This is a genomic window from Ramlibacter sp. MAHUQ-53, assembly GCF_052600055.1.
The window spans coordinates 1-15,680 of the sequence record NZ_JBQWTS010000003.1 but is presented as its reverse complement, the minus strand read 5'-3'; the positions used below and the strand labels follow the sequence as shown (position 1 = coordinate 15,680).

The window sequence follows — 15,680 nt, the reverse complement described above, 5'->3', positions numbered from 1 at the left end:
CGACAATCCTGGGTTCTGCAAGAAAACGCTGCCGATTATCCATGGCCCTCCTGCCCTACTCGCTCGCCCGCCCCTTCCTGTTCCGCCTCGACCCGGAGGCCGCCCACGACGCCACCCTGGCGGCGCTGGCCCGGATGCAGGGCACGGCCCTGGAATGCGCCTGGCGCAACACCCGGGTCGACGACCCGATCGAGCTGGCCGGACTGCGCTTCCCGAACCGCGTGGGCCTGGCCGCCGGCCTGGACAAGAACGCCCGCTGCATCGACGCCTTCGCCGCCATGGGCTTCGGTTTCGTGGAGGTGGGCACCGTGACCCCGCTGGCGCAGCCGGGCAACCCCAAGCCGCGCATGTTCCGCCTGCCGCAGGCCAACGCCCTGATCAACCGCTTCGGCTTCAACAACGACGGGCTGGAGGCCTTCCTGACCAATGTTCGCCGCAGCGCCGTGCGCCAGCCGGGCCGGCCCTCGCCGATCGTGCTGGGCCTGAACATCGGCAAGAACGCCGCGACCCCGATCGAGCGCGCCACCGACGACTACCTGATCGGCCTGGCCGGCGTGTACCCGCACGCCGACTACGTCACGGTGAACATCTCCAGCCCGAACACCAAGAACCTGCGCGCCCTGCAAAGCGACGAGGCCCTGGACGGCCTGCTCGGCGCGCTGACCGAACGCCGCGAGGCGCTGGCCCGCGAGCATGGCCGTCGCGTGCCGATGTTCCTGAAGATCGCGCCAGACCTCGACGAGGCCCAGATCGCGGTCATCGCCGCGACCCTGCGGCGCCACGGCATGGACGGCGTGATCGCCACCAACACCACCCTGGCGCGCGACGCGGTCCAGGGCCTGCCGCACGGCCAGGAGGCGGGGGGCCTGTCGGGCGCTCCGGTGTTCGAGGCCAGCAACAGCGTGATCCGCGCGCTGCGCCAGGCCTTGGGCAAGGACTACCCCATCATCGGCGTGGGCGGCATCCTCAGCGGCGCGGACGCGGCCGCCAAGATCGAGGCGGGGGCCGACGTGGTCCAGGTCTACACCGGCCTGGTCTACCGCGGGCCGGCGCTGGTGGAGGAAGCCGCGCGCGCCATCAAGGCACGCCGCGCCTGAAGCCTCTCCGCGGCCGCGCCTGGGCCTCAGCGCCTGGGCCTGCCCCGGCCGGCAGGCCTCAGGCCGCCAGCATCGCCGCGACGTCCTCGGCGATGGCCAGCGCGCTGGTCAGGCCGGGCGACTCGATCCCGAACAGGTTGACGAGGCCGGGAATGCCATGGCGGGCCGGGCCGTCGATGCGGAAATCGGGCGCGGGCTCGTCGGGGCGGTGGATCTTGGGGCGAACGCCGCTGTAGCTCGGCGCCAGGGCGCCATCGGGCAGCCCGGGCCAGTAGCGGCGCACCTCGGCGTAGAACCCATCGGCCCGGCGCGGGTCGACGGCGTAGTCGATGTCTTCCGGCGTGGCGGCATCCAGCCACTGCAGGTCGGGGCCGAAACGGGCCTGTCCGCCCAGGTCCAGCGTGAGGTGCACGCCCAGCCAGGCATCGGAGGGCGCCGGGTACACCAGGCGGGAGAACGGCGCCTTGCCGGTGAGGCTGTAGTAATTGCCCTTGGCATACGAGGCCACGGGCACGTGGACCGGGTCCAGCCCCTCGAACCGGCGCGCCAGATGGCACGCGTGCAGCGAGGCGGCGTTCACCAGCAGGCCCGTGGCCAGCTCAGAGCCATCCGCCAGCCGCACCACATGCGGCTCGCCACCCCGGCCCATGACCGCGCCCTGCGCCTCGGACATCAGGGCCACCATGCCGCCGTGCCGCTCCATGTCGCCTTGCAGTGCGAGCATCAGGCCGTGCGTGTCGACGATGCCGGTGGTGGGCGAATGCAGGGCCGCGGTGCAGGTCAGCTCCGGCTCCAGCGCGCGGGCCTGCGCCGCGTCCAGCCAGGCGACCGGCACGCCATTGGCCTCGGCGCGGGCCTGCAGCTTGCGCAGCGCGGCGGCCTCGTCCTCGCTGCAGGCGACGACCAGCTTGCCGCAGCGCCGGTGCTCCACGCCGTGCGACTCGCACAGCGCGTACAGCAACGCCTTGCCGCGCACGCTCAGGCGGGCCTTCAGCGAGCCGGGCGTGTAGTACAGGCCGGCGTGGATCACCTCGCTGTTGCGCGAGCTCACGCCCTGGCCGATGGCGGCCTGGGACTCCAGCACGATGACCTCGCGCCCGGCCTGCGCCAGCGCGCGGCCGACCGCGAGGCCGACCACGCCGGCGCCGATAACGATGGCGTCGACGCGGTCCATGTCAGTAGAACGCCGCGTCGGCGAAGCGTGCGGCCGCCTGGTCCTTGGCCGACAGCGCGGGCTGCTGGCCCGGCGCCAGCGGCCATTCGATGCCCACCGTGGGATCGTTCCAGGCCAGGGCCTTCTCGTCGCCGGGGTTGTAGTAGTCGGTGGCCTTGTAGAGGAAATCGGCGCTCTCCGAGAGCACCAGGAAGCCGTGGGCGAAGCCCGGGGGCACCCACAGCTGGCGCTTGTTCTCGGCGGTCAGCTCCACGCCGACCCACTGGCCGCAGCGCGGCGAATCGCGGCGCATGTCGACGGCCACGTCGAACACGCTGCCGGCCACCACGCGCACCAGCTTGCCCTGGGGCTGCGTCAGCTGGTAGTGCATGCCGCGCAGCACGCCGCGCACCGACCGGGAGTGGTTGTCCTGCACGAAGCGCACGGGGTAGCCGGCGGCCTCGCTGAACACCCGCTCGTTCCAGCTCTCCATGAAGAAGCCGCGCTCGTCGCCGAACACCTTGGGCTCGATGATCAGCACCTCGGGCAGGCGGGTCTGGACGACGTTCACCATGCGCGCGGCCCCTGCAGGACGGCCAGGAGGTACTCGCCGTAGCCGCTCTTGCCGAGGGCGGCGGCCAGCGTCTCGAGCCGGGCGTCGTCGATCCAGCCATTGCGCCAGGCGATCTCCTCGGGCGCGGCGACCTTCAGGCCCTGGCGCTGCTCCAGGGTGTGGATGAACTGGCTCGCCTCGAGCAGGCTCTCATGGGTGCCGGTGTCCAGCCAGGCGAAGCCGCGGCCCATGGTCTTGACCTTGAGGCGGCCGGCGGCCAGGTAGTGCTGGTTCACCGACGTGATCTCGAGCTCGCCACGGGCCGAGGGCTTCACGGCGGCGGCGACATCGACCACGTCCGGCCCGTAGAAGTACAGGCCGGTCACCGCGAAATTGCTTTTCGGGTTGGCGGGCTTTTCCTCGATGGAGGTGGCGCGCCCCTCGGCGTCGAAGGCGGCGACGCCATAGCGCTGCGGGTCCTTCACGCGGTAGGCGAAGACGGTGGCGTGGTCCTGGTCGTCGCTGGCTTCGCGCAGCAGCTTGACCAGGTCATGGCCGTAGAAGATGTTGTCGCCCAGCACCATGGCGCAGGGCGAGCCGGCGAGGAACTCGCGGCCGATGATGAAGGCCTGGGCCAGTCCCTCCGGGCGCGGCTGCACCGCGTAGACGATCTTCATGCCCCACTGCGAACCGTCGCCGAGCAGCTGCTCGAAGCGCGGCGTGTCCTGGGGGGTGGAAATCAGCAGCACTTCGCGGATGCCGGCGAGCATCAGCGTGGCCAGGGGGTAATAGACCATCGGCTTGTCGAACACCGGCAGCAGCTGCTTCGAGATCGCGAGCGTGGCCGGGTGCAGCCGGGTGCCGGCGCCGCCGGCGAGGATGATGCCCTTGCGGGCGGAATGGGTTGTTGCCATGCGTGGGGAGACTCCACGCCGGATCTTATCGGAGTGGCCCTACCCGCCCGCGCGGGCGTAGCGGGCAGCCAACGCCTTGCGCGCCCGCCGCAGCCCGGCCACCAGGGGCCAGCAGAAGGCGAAGAAGATCGCCATGGCGTACAGGTAGACCGGCACCATCAGGCCGGTCTGGCCGGTGGCATTGATGACCGCGTTGCTGCGAGACACCAGTTCGCCCACGCCGATGATGGAGGCGGTGCTGGAGGCGATGACGATGATCACCAGGTAGGTGCCCCAGGCCGGCACGAACAGCAGCGCCGCAGACCGGTGGCCCTGGCGCCAGTCGCCCAGCGCGGTGGCGAGGTTGTCCGAGGTGAAGCCGACCACCGCCACGGCCAGGGCCAGGGCGGCCTTGACCCAGGCCGGCACGCCGATGATCCAGTCCGTACCGGGCACCAGCCATTCGCCCGGGAGCATCAGCGCCAGGTAGAACTGGAACACGATGGTGGGCACATTGCGGCTCAGGCCGGTGAGTGCCAGGCTGGCACGGGCCAGGCGCGGGTGGCGGGACATCCGCAGCCACGCCAGGCCGGCGCCGGCCACGGTCCCCAGGACCATGGCCAGGGCGGCGATGGCGATGTTCCAGAGGAAGCCCTCGAGCAGGAACGGCGTCCACGTCGCCAGCGCCTGCAGCTCCAGGCCCAGGTCCGCGCTCATACACGCCACCCCTTCCGCTGGAGCCACAGCTGGAGCCGCTGAAGGGACCACAGCGTCCCGGCCACCAGCAGCACGAAAGTGAGGAGCAGCGCGTTCATCACCTCGCCCACATTGCCGTTGTCGACCACGATGGCCGTCGCCGCCGACATCAGCTCGGGCACCGCGATGGCCGAGGACATCATGGTGGCCTTGGTCACGTTGACCAGCGACGAGGTGACCGACCCGGCGGCCAGCCCGTAGGCCCGGCCGAGCGAGCGCAGCCTGAGGCGGAAGCCCGGCTGGTCGCCGCGCTCATGCTCGCAGGCGTCGAGCAGGGCGGCCATGACCGCTGCGCCGGTGTAGTAGGACAGGCAGGCCGTGGCCACGCCGAAGGCCGACAGGCTCACGCCCCAGACCTGCCAGGCCACGGCGCCGGCGCCGAAGAAGGCCAGGTACATCTGCAGCAGCGGCGGCGTCATCCGCCCCCAGGCAGCCAGTGCCCGCGCCAGCGGCCCGAGCAGCAGGAACCGAGATTCGGCGAGCAGCGCGCCCGCGACGCCAAGCGCCAGGCTGCCGGCGAGGCAGGCGAGCATCAGCGCCACCGAGGTCGCCAGGCCGCGCAGGAAGCGCCCGCGGTCGAAATCGTCGTAGACGAAGCTCAGGTCGATGCCGGTGGCGTCGCGCAGGGACAGCCCGAACTGGTGCAGGCCGCCGACGTCCTGCGGGGTGAGGAACAGGCGGTTTCGGCATTCCGCCGGCCACGCGCCCTGCGGGTCGCGTCGGCACACCAGGTGGCCGCCGGCCCCCCGGCGGCTCCACAGCGCCTGCGCCTCGGCCAGGAACTGGGACGGCGGCAGCCCCCACGCCCGGGTCCGTTCGGCGAGGAAGCCGCTGCGGTGCCAGTCGGCGACGGCGTTGCCGACGATGCGTTCGAGCTCGCTGCCGGCCTCCTTGCGCGAGAGCGCGATCGTCCAGGCCACGTTCATCACGGGCGGCAGCGGCGCCTTGTAGCCGGCCCAGTCGGGGTGCTGCAGGTCGGCCCAGATCGCGGTGTTGTCGAACAGCATGCCGGCGCAGCGGCCGTCGCGCACCGCGAGACGGGCGTCGCGGGCCGAGTTGAACATCAGCAGCTCGAACAGGTGGCGCTGCGCCATCGGCCGGTTGAAGTAGCTGCCCTGGACCGCGCAGACGACCTGCCCGCGCAGCTCGCTCCAGTCCCTCACCCGGGACTCCGGACGCATGAACAGCGTGGCCCCCGAGGCGTAGTAGTTCGGCTCCACGGCGGTGGCCAGGCGGCGCCGGTCCGCGGTGTCGCCCATGGTGGCGATGACGACATCGACGCTGCCGTCCTCCAGCTTCTGCAGGCGGTTGGCGCCGGTCACGGGCACCAGGCGCAGCGAGACGTTCAGGCGCCGGGCGAGGTCGCGGGCCAGGTCGACTTCCAGGCCCTGCGGCCGGCCCTGGGCGTCGAGGAAGCCGAAAGGGGGGTAGTCGGCCTTGACGCCCACGGCCAGTGCGCCGCGCGCCTGCGCAAGCTGCAGGGTCTCGCTGGGCTTGACGGCGCCGCGCGCCTGCGCCACGAGGCACATGGTCAGCATGAGCGCCTGCATCCACCGTGTCACGGCTCAAGCCACCATGGCCCTCGGACGGGCCGCCACGAGGATGCCGTAACCCAGGCTGGCGGGCAGCCAGCGCTGGAGACAACCGTCGAGCCATGCGAACCCCTGCGAGCGGCACACCAGCCGCTCGGGAAACACACTTTCGGCCCGGGCCGCCACCACTTCCCAGCCGCCCTCTGCAAGTTCAGCCTCGAGGGAGGCGAGGCCATAGAGGTGGTAATGGAAGTCCACCCGTCGCCCGCCGATCACTCGGTGGTAGCGGATATCGCTCCAGGCATCGTCTTCGCGAGGAACCTTGCCTCGATGCAGCGCTGAACGCACCAGCGCAATCGGCATGCGCCGCCACACGCTGGGAACCGACAGCAGCAGCAGGGCCTGTTCGGTAGCTCGCGCACGCATGGCCCTCAACGCCCTGATCCGCTCCGTACGCGGACCGATGTGACCCAGGACGCCGAACAGCATCAGCAGGCAGTCGAACCCGGTCCCTGCCGGGACATCCTCCGGACCGCCAAGCACCAGTTGGACCCGCTCCCTGCCAGGATGGGCCTGCAGGCGCGCACTGAATTCCGCCAGCGCGGCCCTCGAGATGTCACAGCCCACCAGTTCGCCGCCGCCCCCCGCCAGCAGGGCCAACGCATAGCGTCCATTGCCGCACCCCACGTCGAGAACCCGCGTGGCCCGGTGGGCGCCCTGCGACCACAGGAACTCGAGCGTGCCAGGATTAGGCGCAGGGTAGCGCTGGTCGTAGTGGCGCGAAGAGAAATACTGGTCATAGGCCTCTGCCATGGGGACGCGCCAGGGGCCTGCGGGCGTCGTCACAGACACTCCTCGGGCGTGGCCGGTCCGACGGCGACGCCACAGACGAATCCGCCCGGCGATCGCCGACGCCAACTGGCCATCTTGCGTTGCGCGTAATCCGAAGCCGGGATGCCCCACTTGCGCTCCAGTTCGACGATGCGCCCGGTGCGGTGCCAATCGATCACGGCCTGCGACACGGCCTGCGCGAGGCGACTGCCCGTGTCTTCGAGGTGCACGCCGATGGCCCATGGAACGACGAGTTCGGTCTTGAGCGGCATCTCGAACTCGTTCGACCAGTGCGACTCCTGGAGCATCGCGATGATGTTGGTGTCGTCGTACAGGACCGCATCGCAGCGTCCGTCCCGCAAGGCTGCAAGCGCGCGCGCGTTGTCATAGAGCGGGACGAGGTCCATGCCGGCGTTCACGGTCATCGCGCGGTTGTAGTAGGCCCCTCGGCGACCGCAGACGCGGCGATTGCGCAGGTCGCCCCACTCACGGAAAGACCATTGCCGGCGAGCCAGGATGTTCACGCCTGAGGCGTAATAGTGGGGCAAGACCATGGCCATCCGCTTGCGCCGCTCCGGCGTGTCCGACAAGGTGGCCAGCAGCAGGTCGACCCGTCGCTGCTCGAGCGCCTCCTGACGCTCGGCGCTCAGAAGCCCGACCAGCCGCAGCCGCACGCCCAGTCGCGCCGCGAGGTCACCCGCGAGGTCGGGCTCCAGGCCGACGATTCGCCCGCTCGCCACGTCGAGCTGCCCCCACAGCGGCACATCGCGCTTGACCCCCACCACCAGTTCCCCGCGTCGCTGGATGTTGTCCAGCGTATCGGCCAGGACGGTGGCACAGAGGCTGCCAGCCGCCCAGACCATGAGGCGAAGAAGGCGCCCCACGAACGGCCTGTGCATCATTCGCCCTCCCCCTGCCCCACGCAGTGCAGGACCACGCAGGTGATGTCGTCGAACTGCTCGACCTCCCCGGCGAAGGCCGCCACCGCCTGCACCACGCGGTCGATCGCCTCGTCCGGCCGCAGGGCCGCCTGCCCCTCGAACAAGGCGCCGAGCCGGTCACGGCCGAACTCCTCGCCGCGCCCGTCGACCGCCTCGGTGACGCCGTCGGTGAACACCAGCAGCGTGTCGCCAGGCGCCAGGTGCTCGACACGCTCCTCGTAATCGAGGTCCTCCATCACGCCGAAGGCGGTCCCCCCGGTGCCCGGTAGCCACTCGACGCGGCCGTCGGCGCGCAGCAGGAGCGGCGGCGGGTGCCCGGCGTTCACGTACACCAGCTCGCCGCTGCCCGGCGTGTAGCGCGCGTAGAAGGCGGTGACGAACATGCTCGACTCGTTGTCGGCGCACAGCGCATCGTTCACCTCGCGGGCGACGCTTCCCGGCGGCAGCTGGCGCTGCGTGGCGGTCAGGCGCAGCAGGGTCTTGGACACCATCCCGAACAGGCCGGCCGAGATCCCCTTGCCGCTCACGTCGGCGACGACGAAGCCGCAGGCGCCGCCGGCGAGCCAGAAGTGGTCGTAGAAGTCGCCGCCGATGTCCTTGGCCGGCCGCATGGTGCCCACCAGGGTGAAGCGCGGGTCCTGCGGCCAGTGCCGCGGCAGGATCGACTGCTGCATGCGCGCGGCGATGTCCACCTCCTTGCGCAGGCTGCCCAGTTGCACCGACTCGCGGAAAGCCCGCGAGATGGCGTCGAACCAGGGCCGCCAGCTGGCAGGCACCCGCGGCACCGGCCGGGCCGCCAGCGTGGACTCGGCCTCCACATGCGCCACCAGCTTGGCGGCGGGACCGACGAACTCGCGCAGCGTGACCGCGTAGGTCACGGCCATGAGCAGCATCAGGGCTGCCAGCACGCCGGCCATGGCGGGGCCGCGTTCGAGCAGGAGCTTGCGCCACAGCGCCTCGCGCTGCACCGCGTACACCAGCTGCCAGGGCGCCGAGACGAAGGGGCGGCGGATGAAGACCCAGTCGTCCAGCGTCACCGGCACATGCGCCTGCAGGGCCACCAGGCTGGCCGGCCTGGCCAGGACCGCCCGGTCGAAGGCGCGCTCGAACGCCGGCGCCTCCCGCACCGCCAGCGGGTCCCGGTACAGGCCGGGGTGGGCCAGCACCCGGCCCCGCGCATCGACCACCGAGACCCGGCCCAGGGGGTAGCCGAAGGCGCTGTTGATCCGGTTCAGGTAGTCCAGGCTCAGGTCGAGCGCGATGACGCCGACGAAGCGGTCCCGGTCGTAGGCCGGCACGGCCACCGGTGCGAGCAGGCCCGCATCCTCGCCGCCGAAGTACGGCGGCGCCCAGTACTTCGTGCGGTCGGGGTTGGCGGCTGGCAGGCCCTGGCGCCAGACCGGCTCATGCAGCAGCCGGGCCGGCGGGGCCAGGCCGCGCGAAGGCTGCCATGGCGCCTGCAGGTAGAAGCCCTGATCGGTGATGAAGCGGGCGCGGGCGGCGTTGGGCAGCTGGAAGGCCATCGCGCCGAGCTGGTTGTCCAGCCCGAGGGCCGCGCCGAGGTCGCAGTAGAACTCGGGGGCACGGCCGGCCAGCGGGCCGTCCCCGACCAGGTTGCCGCCGGCATCGCGCTCGGCAAGCGCGTCGCGGTGGAAGCCGCCGCCAGACGCCTGCAGGCCCGCGCCGCCGGGGGCGGCCCGGCCCGCGGCGCAACCGCGCCCCGAGGCGAGGTCCGCCGCCGCGGACATGCGCATCGCCTCGATCTGGTCGGTCGAGGAGCGCAGGACGAACTCGAGGAACTGGCCGTGGCGCTCGACCTGGCCCCGGATCAGGGCCAGCTCGTCGTCGACCCCCTGGTGGAGGAGGAAGGCAAAGAAGGCGGACAACCCCAGGAGGAGCCCGCCGTAGGCCATGCCGATGGCCCGGTTGTAGTTGTGGAAGAAGCGCTGGCGGCCGCTGCGCGCTTCGCGGATGCCAGGGCCCGGCCCGGATGGATCGCTCATTCCCGCCTCCTGCGGGATTGAGCATATCTACCTACTCAACAATTTCAAATTAATTCGTTTGGCAACTCGCGGGATCAGTCGATCTTCGCCCCGGAGGCCTCGACGATCCCCTTCCACTTGGCGTACTCGGTGCGAAGCTGGGCCTGGAGCCTGGCCGGCGTCATGGCCTCGGGCTCGGCGCCCTGGGCCTGGATGGCGGCCTGCACCTCGGGCTGCGCCAGCAGCTTGTTCACCTCGGCGTTGACCTGGTTGACGATGGCTGCCGGCGTGCCGGCGGGCGCGAAGAGGCCGTACCAGGTGCTCACGTCGAAGTCCTTGAAGCCGGACTCGGCGACGGTGGGCACCTCGGGCAGCGAGGAGCTGCGCTTGATCGAGGTCACCGCCAGCGGGCGCAGCTTGCCGGCCTTGATCTGCGCCATCGCCGACGGCACGGAGGACACCAGCAGGTCGACGTTGCCCGAGAGGGTGTCCATCAGCGCGGGGTTGGAGCCCTTGTACGGGACGTGAATCAGGTCGATGCCCGCGGCCTTCTCGAACAGGTGGCCGGCCAGATGGATCGAGGTGCCGCTGCCGGGGGAGCCGTAGGTGACCTTGCCGGGGGCGGCCTTGGCGGCAGCGACCACGTCGGCCAGGGTCTTGAAGCGGGAGTTCGCGCTGGTGGCGATGATCACCGGCGAGTAGGCCACGTGCGCCACCGCCACGAGGTCGCGCGTCGGGTCCCAGGGCAGGTTCTTGTACAGCCAGGGGCCGATGACCAGGTTGTCCTTCTGGCCCATGACCAGGTCGTACCCGGTGGGCGCGGCCTTGGTGGCTTCGGTGATGCCGATGGTGCCGCCGGCGCCGCCCTTGTTGTCCGGGACGATGGTCCACTTCGCGCTCTCGGTGAGCTTCTGCCCGATCAGGCGCGAGAGGATGTCGGTGCCGCCGCCGGGCGGGAACGGCACGATCAGGCGGATCGGCTTGTTCGGGTAGGCGGCTTGCTGCGCGAACGCGGGGACGGACAGGCCGCCGGCGACGGCGGCCGCGGCGATCGAGAGGATGTGGCGACGGAGCATGGAGTGTCTCGGCAGGAGGAAAGAGCGGGGACTATAAGCCAGCCACCGGGGCGGGCGCGCGGGTGCGCCCTATTCGACTTCGAAGCGCAGGTCGGCCTCCGCCACCCGCTGCTTGTCGTCGCGGACCTGCACCAGCAGCCGGTGCCGGCCGGGCGGGATCTGGGCATTCTCCAGGCTGAAGCCGGTGGGCGTGAGGCTCACGAACCGTTCCAGCCGGGAGGTGATGTCGAACTTCATCGCCCCATAGAACACGCGGAAGCTGGCGGGGTCGATCGGCGCGTCCGGCAACGGCACGAAGCGCACGGCGATGCTCACCGGGGGCCGGATGCGGGGCTGCGCGCCGAGGTCCGGCCGCACGAGCTCGACCCGCGGCGTCGCCGAACGACCGCGCAGCGGCATCGGGGCCTCGTAGCCCTGCGCGCCCCCCATTTCGACGGCCTCGGCGGGGGTGACCAGCCATTCGGCCGCCCCCGCCCTGGCGCATGCCAGCGCCAGGGCCATGGCCAGGATCGGGCGCCTCACCGGACTTCCTCCACGGCCACCAGCGCCGCGCCAAAGGCATCCGAGCACTCGGGCCGCGCGGACTGGCCGGCGGCGGACAGGCAGGCCATCCCGCCGGCCGCGCGGGACTGCGTCACCAGCGCCCCCAGGCGGGCCCGGCCCTGGGCGTCGTTGAGGGAGCTGACGAAGGGGCTGCCGTCCGCGCGCGCCAGCCCGGACAGGTCGCGCGGCGCGTCGGCCACCATCACCAGCAGGTGGTTGGTCCCCGCCGGGCCGGCGGCCACCACCGGCCAGGACGGCCGCGGCAGCAGCAGCTGCTGGCCCGCCTCGATGCGGTTGTCCGCGTCGAGCGCATTGGGAAAGAGCAGGTGCAGCGAGCGGTTGTCCGAGCCGGCGAGTGCCACATAGACATGGCCCGGCCGGTCCGACTGCACCGACAGGGCCAGCCGGTCCTGCCCGATCCGCAGCCGTCCCGAGGCCAGCGTGACCTGCACGCGGCGCTTGGCATCGCGCTGGTCGTGCAGCTGCTGGAGGGCCTGCACGCCGGTCAGGGGCGTGGGCGCCGCGACGGTGGCCGGTGCCGGGGCCGGCGCGATGGCCGCAGGAGCCGCAGGAGCCGCGGGCGGGAGCGCAGCCGGCTTCGCCGGCGCCGGCGGGGTGGCCGCCACCGCAGCCAGCACGCCGGTGGACGGGGCACCGGCCTGCTGCTGCGACGGCGGCGCCAGGCTGAACCAGGCCGGCACGAAGCCGCGGTTGCCGGACAGCGTCAGGTGGTGGGCGAGGAACTGCGAGTCCCCGCGCAGGCGCTGCTCGATCTTGGCCTGGGCGCACTGGCGGACCTCGTCGATGGTGACCGCGCCGGAGCCGTCCAGGTCCTTCGCCTCACGCAGCAGGCAGTCCCGCATGAACTGGGTGGCCAGGCCGCCCTTGTTCTCGTCCTCGAAGCTGATCTCGTCCGCGCGGGCCGCGGACAGGTGCACGATGTCCTGCGGCAAGGCCCCGCGGCCGGTGACCTCGTCGGACAGGCTGCGGGTGCGCACGTTGGAGGGCGCGGCGCACTGCTGCGTGGTGACGGCGAAGCGCGCCCGCAGCCGGCCCTCGTCGTTGGCGTTGGCCCAGGCGCGGTCGGCAGCGCCCGCGCGCCGGTTGGCGACAAGGCCGCCGGAGTGGCACGCGTCGTACATCACGAACAGCTTGTCGGTCTTGCGCGTGATCGGCGCCAGCAGGTCGGCCATCTCGCGGTGCGACAGCGTCCCGGGCCAGCCGCCGTCATACCCCAGCAAGGCCTCGGTGCACTCGGAGGCCCCGTTCTCGGCGTAGCGGGTGCCGTGGCCGGAGAAGTGGATGAAGACGCGGTCGCCGTCCTGCACGCGGGCGTCGAGGTCGCGGACCGCCTGCCGGATCGCCGCGCCGGAGGCCTGCTCGTCGAGCAGGTAGCGGATGTTCGAGGCCGGCACCTGCATGGCCAGCGCCATCTGGGTGGCCGACTCCCGGTCGATCCTCGCGCCGGGCAGCGGCGCGTAGGCCGCGTCGGCGTACCGCGAGACCGAGATGATCAGCGCGTGCCGGTTGGACCGGGGCAGCAGCTCGCGCACCGTGAGGGCCACCGCGGCATTGCCGCCGGCCAGCCGCCCGCTGGCCAGTTGCGACGCCGGCGCGGCGGAGGCCGGGAAGCGCAGCGTGCCCGCCCGCACCCAGCCCCGCTGGCCGCGGGCCTCGACCCAGGCCCAGCCGCCCTCGAGGCTCAGGAGGCGGACCTCGGCACCGGCCTCGAGCGGGGCGCTCACCGGCGCGGTGGGCAACTTGTCGGCACGCAATTCGGTGGGCCGCAGCGTGGTGACCGGCTCGGCCGACGCGGCCGCGAGGCTGGCGGCGCACAGCACGCCGGCCACCACGCCGCGCCACCCTCGGCCAGGGCGAGCCCGGGAGATCAGGGGACAGTTCATGCAAGGGACTCCTTGTGGGGGGCCAGGCCCTGGGCGGCCCAGGCCTGCGCGGCGGCTTCCAGCATCCGCCCGGTGCCGGCGCCCTCGGGCACGGGGTGCAAGGCGCCGGCGGCGACTTCGCCATCGAGGCCGCGGGCCAGCCGGTCAAGCGCCTGCGCGAGTTCGGCCGCCGGACCGACCACTGCCGCCAGCCGCGACAGCGCCGGCCAGGCGTGGGGACCGGACGCCGGCAGCAGCAGCCGGCAGGCCGGCGCCTGGCGCTCGAGCGCCAGGATCAGGCGGCTGACGCCCGCCTCGCTCCAGCCGGCGGCGCCGGCGCGCAGCGGCCACACCGCCAGCGGCGCGGCGGCCGCGGGCGGCGCGCACCAGTGGGCCCGCCGCCAGCCGGCCCACAGGCGCACCAGGGCCAGGAAGCCCAGGGTCCAGCCCGCCGCCATCTGCAGGTCGAGGAAGAGGCGGTCGGTGTGCAGGCTGGCGAAGCTGACCGCCATCAGCGCGCCGGGCACCGCGACCAGCGCCGCGTCGAGCGCCGCGAGGCTGCGGAACCGCATCCGCCAGGCGATGCTCGCGCACAGCGCCATGGCCAGCGCGGCCTGCACCGCCGCCGGAAGTTCGGCGACATGGCGCGCGTTGAGCTCGTTGTCGATCAGGGTGGCGAGCGTCTCGACGCCGGGCTGCCGCGCCGACAAGGCCGTGGCGTGGAGGTCGTGCAACGCGGGCGCGGTGGCCCCGATGACCACCACCTTGCCCGCCAGCGGCGGCAGCGGCGCGGCGCCGGGCTGTCCCTCGGCCGCGGCGAACAGGTCGGCGAAGGAGATGCGCGGGTAGGCGCCTTCCTTGTGCCGCCACGCCACCAGCGGCATGGCGCCCGGCGGCGCCGCGCGCAGGGCCTCGGTGCGGGCGCGGGCCGCGGCGGGGTCCAGAGAGCCCAGCACCGCCAGCGGCAGCGACTGGAGCACGCCGCCGTCGGCCAGGCGCTCGCCGGCGGCGTGGCGACGGATCACGCCATCCTCGTCCGGGGTGGCGTTCGTCAGGCCCAGGGGCGCGGCCGCCACCGCGGGCAGCGCCGGCGGGATCAGGGCCACGGTGGCCGGAGCCGCACCCTGCGCCGGCGAAGCCCACAGCCCGGGCAGTTGCGCCTGCGTGAGCTGGCTGGCGCCGTCGTTGGATGCGGGCAGCCGCACCACGGAGAAGTGGCTGCGGCGGCCCGCGGCGACCTGGGCGTCGAAGGCCGCGTCGCCGCCGGGGCTGAGGCGGTCCGGGTCGGCGAACAGGATGTCCCAGGCGATGGCGGCGGGCTGCTGGCCCTCCAGGTACGCCAGCGCCGTCGCCAGCGTGTCACGCGGCCAGGGCCAGCGACCGAATTCGCCGGACATGCGCGCGAGGCTGGCCTCGTCGATGTCGACGATGACGATGCGCGGATCGGGCGGCGCGGCCCACAGGCGCGAGCGCACCATCACGTCATAGGTGGAGCGTGACAGGCCGTTGCCGACGTGGAAGACCCGCAGGTCCATCACGATCCACGCGCAGAACAGGACCAGCAGGCCGCCGAGCACGCGCGACGTCGGCCAGCCGCCGACGCGCGCAGGCCAGGCCGCCAGGCGGGAGCGCCAGGTCTGCGGCATGCGTCAGCGGGCCAGGGCGACCGGGCCGGGCGCGACTTCGTAGCTCGTGAGCTCGACGCGGAAGCGGTCCGCCGCCCCGAGGCGGGGCCGGAAGGTGAAGTCGTTGGCGACGTAGCTGCGTACCTGCGGGACGTACCACAGCACCTGCTCGAGGGTTCCCGACCAGGTGCGGACGCTGCCCGGCTCGCGCCCATCGACCGAGGCCTTGCGCTCGATGCGCAAGGCCTCGAACTCTCCCGCCGGCACGCGCACGCGCTCGGTGCGGACCACCTCGAGGGTGCCGCTCCAGGACTGCTCGATCTCGGTGCCGTCAAGGCGCGTGGAGCGCTCGGTGAACTTGAAGTTCTCCCGGTGACCGACGCTGAGGTTGCGGGGGATCATGATGTTGGCGCTGTCGAAGGTCCGGGACTGGAACACCCGGTTCGACGTCTTCCGCTCGTTGCCCTCGGGCGACAGGAGCGTGCCTGTGGTGGTGAGCAGGCTGCCGTCCGGCGCGATGCTTCCGATCCGGCGCGACCAGTTCTCGATGACCTCGGCCTTGTACTTATCCACGGTCTGGTAATTCCAGCGGTCGCCGACACGGAATCCAAAGGCGTTGCTCGCCGGTCCCGGCTTGGCGGCCGCGGCCGGGAGGCTGGCGAGCGCCGGGGCCGCGGGAGGCACGGCAGTGGGTGCGGCGACTGGCGCCGCGGCGGGCGCGGCGACCTGCACGGGCGGACGCACCGCGCTGGCCGCCGCGGGAGCGGGCGGGGCCGCAGCCGCAGCCGGGGCCGGGGCCGGGGCCGGGGCCGGGT

Annotated in this window: 14 protein-coding genes; 1 reads left to right on the top strand and 13 read right to left on the bottom strand. The window is 72.5% G+C overall.

Annotated elements, in window-relative coordinates:
- Positions 1 to 41: 41 nt before the first annotated feature.
- Entirely contained in the window at positions 42 to 1,097 is a 1,056-nt protein-coding gene (locus ACT80S_RS06085) for a quinone-dependent dihydroorotate dehydrogenase (protein WP_377413939.1), read from the top strand.
- 58 nt (positions 1,098 to 1,155) lie between these two features.
- Here the strand turns inward: ACT80S_RS06085 and ACT80S_RS06080 are convergent, their stop codons facing one another.
- The 13 genes from ACT80S_RS06080 to ACT80S_RS06020 form a co-directional block, all read right to left on the bottom strand.
- Positions 1,156 to 2,271: an NAD(P)/FAD-dependent oxidoreductase gene (locus ACT80S_RS06080; protein WP_377413936.1), complete on the bottom strand. Its 1,116-nt coding sequence runs from the start codon at positions 2,269 to 2,271 to the stop codon at positions 1,156 to 1,158.
- Position 2,272: 1 nt separating this feature from the next.
- Entirely contained in the window at positions 2,273 to 2,821 is a 549-nt protein-coding gene (gene rfbC, locus ACT80S_RS06075) for a dTDP-4-dehydrorhamnose 3,5-epimerase (protein WP_377414541.1), read from the bottom strand.
- A complete protein-coding gene (gene rfbA / locus ACT80S_RS06070) occupies positions 2,818 to 3,717 on the bottom strand; it encodes a glucose-1-phosphate thymidylyltransferase RfbA (RefSeq protein WP_377413933.1) in 900 nt (299 codons plus the stop codon). Before rfbA ends, rfbC begins: the two co-directional genes overlap by 4 nt.
- 39 nt (positions 3,718 to 3,756) lie before the next feature.
- Positions 3,757 to 4,413: a polar amino acid ABC transporter permease gene (locus tag ACT80S_RS06065; protein ID WP_377413930.1), complete on the bottom strand. Its 657-nt coding sequence runs from the start codon at positions 4,411 to 4,413 to the stop codon at positions 3,757 to 3,759.
- Positions 4,410 to 5,990 (bottom strand): transporter substrate-binding domain-containing protein, encoded by a 1,581-nt coding sequence (locus tag ACT80S_RS06060; protein ID WP_377413927.1) that lies wholly within the window; start codon positions 5,988 to 5,990, stop codon positions 4,410 to 4,412. Before ACT80S_RS06060 ends, ACT80S_RS06065 begins: the two co-directional genes overlap by 4 nt.
- 27 nt (positions 5,991 to 6,017) lie before the next feature.
- Positions 6,018 to 6,830: a class I SAM-dependent methyltransferase gene (locus ACT80S_RS06055; RefSeq protein WP_377413925.1), complete on the bottom strand. Its 813-nt coding sequence runs from the start codon at positions 6,828 to 6,830 to the stop codon at positions 6,018 to 6,020.
- Positions 6,827 to 7,717 (bottom strand): transporter substrate-binding domain-containing protein, encoded by an 891-nt coding sequence (locus ACT80S_RS06050; protein WP_377413923.1) that lies wholly within the window; start codon positions 7,715 to 7,717, stop codon positions 6,827 to 6,829. Before ACT80S_RS06050 ends, ACT80S_RS06055 begins: the two co-directional genes overlap by 4 nt.
- The gene (locus ACT80S_RS06045; RefSeq protein WP_377413921.1) at positions 7,714 to 9,759 is read right to left on the bottom strand and encodes a SpoIIE family protein phosphatase; all 2,046 of its coding nucleotides are present in this window, start codon (positions 9,757 to 9,759) and stop codon (positions 7,714 to 7,716) included. Before ACT80S_RS06045 ends, ACT80S_RS06050 begins: the two co-directional genes overlap by 4 nt.
- A gap of 74 nt (positions 9,760 to 9,833) precedes the next feature.
- Positions 9,834 to 10,814, bottom strand: a complete 981-nt coding sequence (locus ACT80S_RS06040; RefSeq protein ID WP_377413919.1) for a Bug family tripartite tricarboxylate transporter substrate binding protein — start codon at positions 10,812 to 10,814, stop codon at positions 9,834 to 9,836.
- 69 nt (positions 10,815 to 10,883) lie between these two features.
- A complete protein-coding gene (locus ACT80S_RS06035; protein ID WP_377413916.1) occupies positions 10,884 to 11,336 on the bottom strand; it encodes a hypothetical protein in 453 nt (150 codons plus the stop codon).
- Positions 11,333 to 13,261: a caspase family protein gene (locus ACT80S_RS06030; RefSeq protein ID WP_377413914.1), complete on the bottom strand. Its 1,929-nt coding sequence runs from the start codon at positions 13,259 to 13,261 to the stop codon at positions 11,333 to 11,335. The genes ACT80S_RS06035 and ACT80S_RS06030 overlap by 4 nt, the downstream gene beginning before the upstream one ends.
- A complete protein-coding gene (locus ACT80S_RS06025; RefSeq protein ID WP_377413912.1) occupies positions 13,258 to 14,886 on the bottom strand; it encodes a CHASE2 domain-containing protein in 1,629 nt (542 codons plus the stop codon). Before ACT80S_RS06025 ends, ACT80S_RS06030 begins: the two co-directional genes overlap by 4 nt.
- Positions 14,887 to 14,889: 3 nt before the next feature.
- Positions 14,890 to 15,680: hypothetical protein (locus tag ACT80S_RS06020; protein WP_377413910.1), on the bottom strand; the 791-nt coding region annotated here is incomplete at its 5' end.

What these genes read in the sequence shown, in the direction of transcription:
- ACT80S_RS06085 (WP_377413939.1), top strand. Translation starts at nt 42, where the DNA reads ATGGCCCTCCTGCCCTACTCGCTCGCCCGCCCCTTCCTGTTCCGCCTC.
- ACT80S_RS06080 (WP_377413936.1), bottom strand. Translation starts at nt 2,271, where the DNA reads ATGGACCGCGTCGACGCCATCGTTATCGGCGCCGGCGTGGTCGGCCTC.
- rfbA (WP_377413933.1), bottom strand. Translation starts at nt 3,717, where the DNA reads ATGGCAACAACCCATTCCGCCCGCAAGGGCATCATCCTCGCCGGCGGC.
- ACT80S_RS06065 (WP_377413930.1), bottom strand. Translation starts at nt 4,413, where the DNA reads ATGAGCGCGGACCTGGGCCTGGAGCTGCAGGCGCTGGCGACGTGGACG.
- ACT80S_RS06060 (WP_377413927.1), bottom strand. Translation starts at nt 5,990, where the DNA reads ATGCTGACCATGTGCCTCGTGGCGCAGGCGCGCGGCGCCGTCAAGCCC.
- ACT80S_RS06050 (WP_377413923.1), bottom strand. Translation starts at nt 7,717, where the DNA reads ATGATGCACAGGCCGTTCGTGGGGCGCCTTCTTCGCCTCATGGTCTGG.
- ACT80S_RS06045 (WP_377413921.1), bottom strand. Translation starts at nt 9,759, where the DNA reads ATGAGCGATCCATCCGGGCCGGGCCCTGGCATCCGCGAAGCGCGCAGC.
- ACT80S_RS06040 (WP_377413919.1), bottom strand. Translation starts at nt 10,814, where the DNA reads ATGCTCCGTCGCCACATCCTCTCGATCGCCGCGGCCGCCGTCGCCGGC.
- ACT80S_RS06030 (WP_377413914.1), bottom strand. Translation starts at nt 13,261, where the DNA reads ATGAACTGTCCCCTGATCTCCCGGGCTCGCCCTGGCCGAGGGTGGCGC.
- ACT80S_RS06025 (WP_377413912.1), bottom strand. Translation starts at nt 14,886, where the DNA reads ATGCCGCAGACCTGGCGCTCCCGCCTGGCGGCCTGGCCTGCGCGCGTC.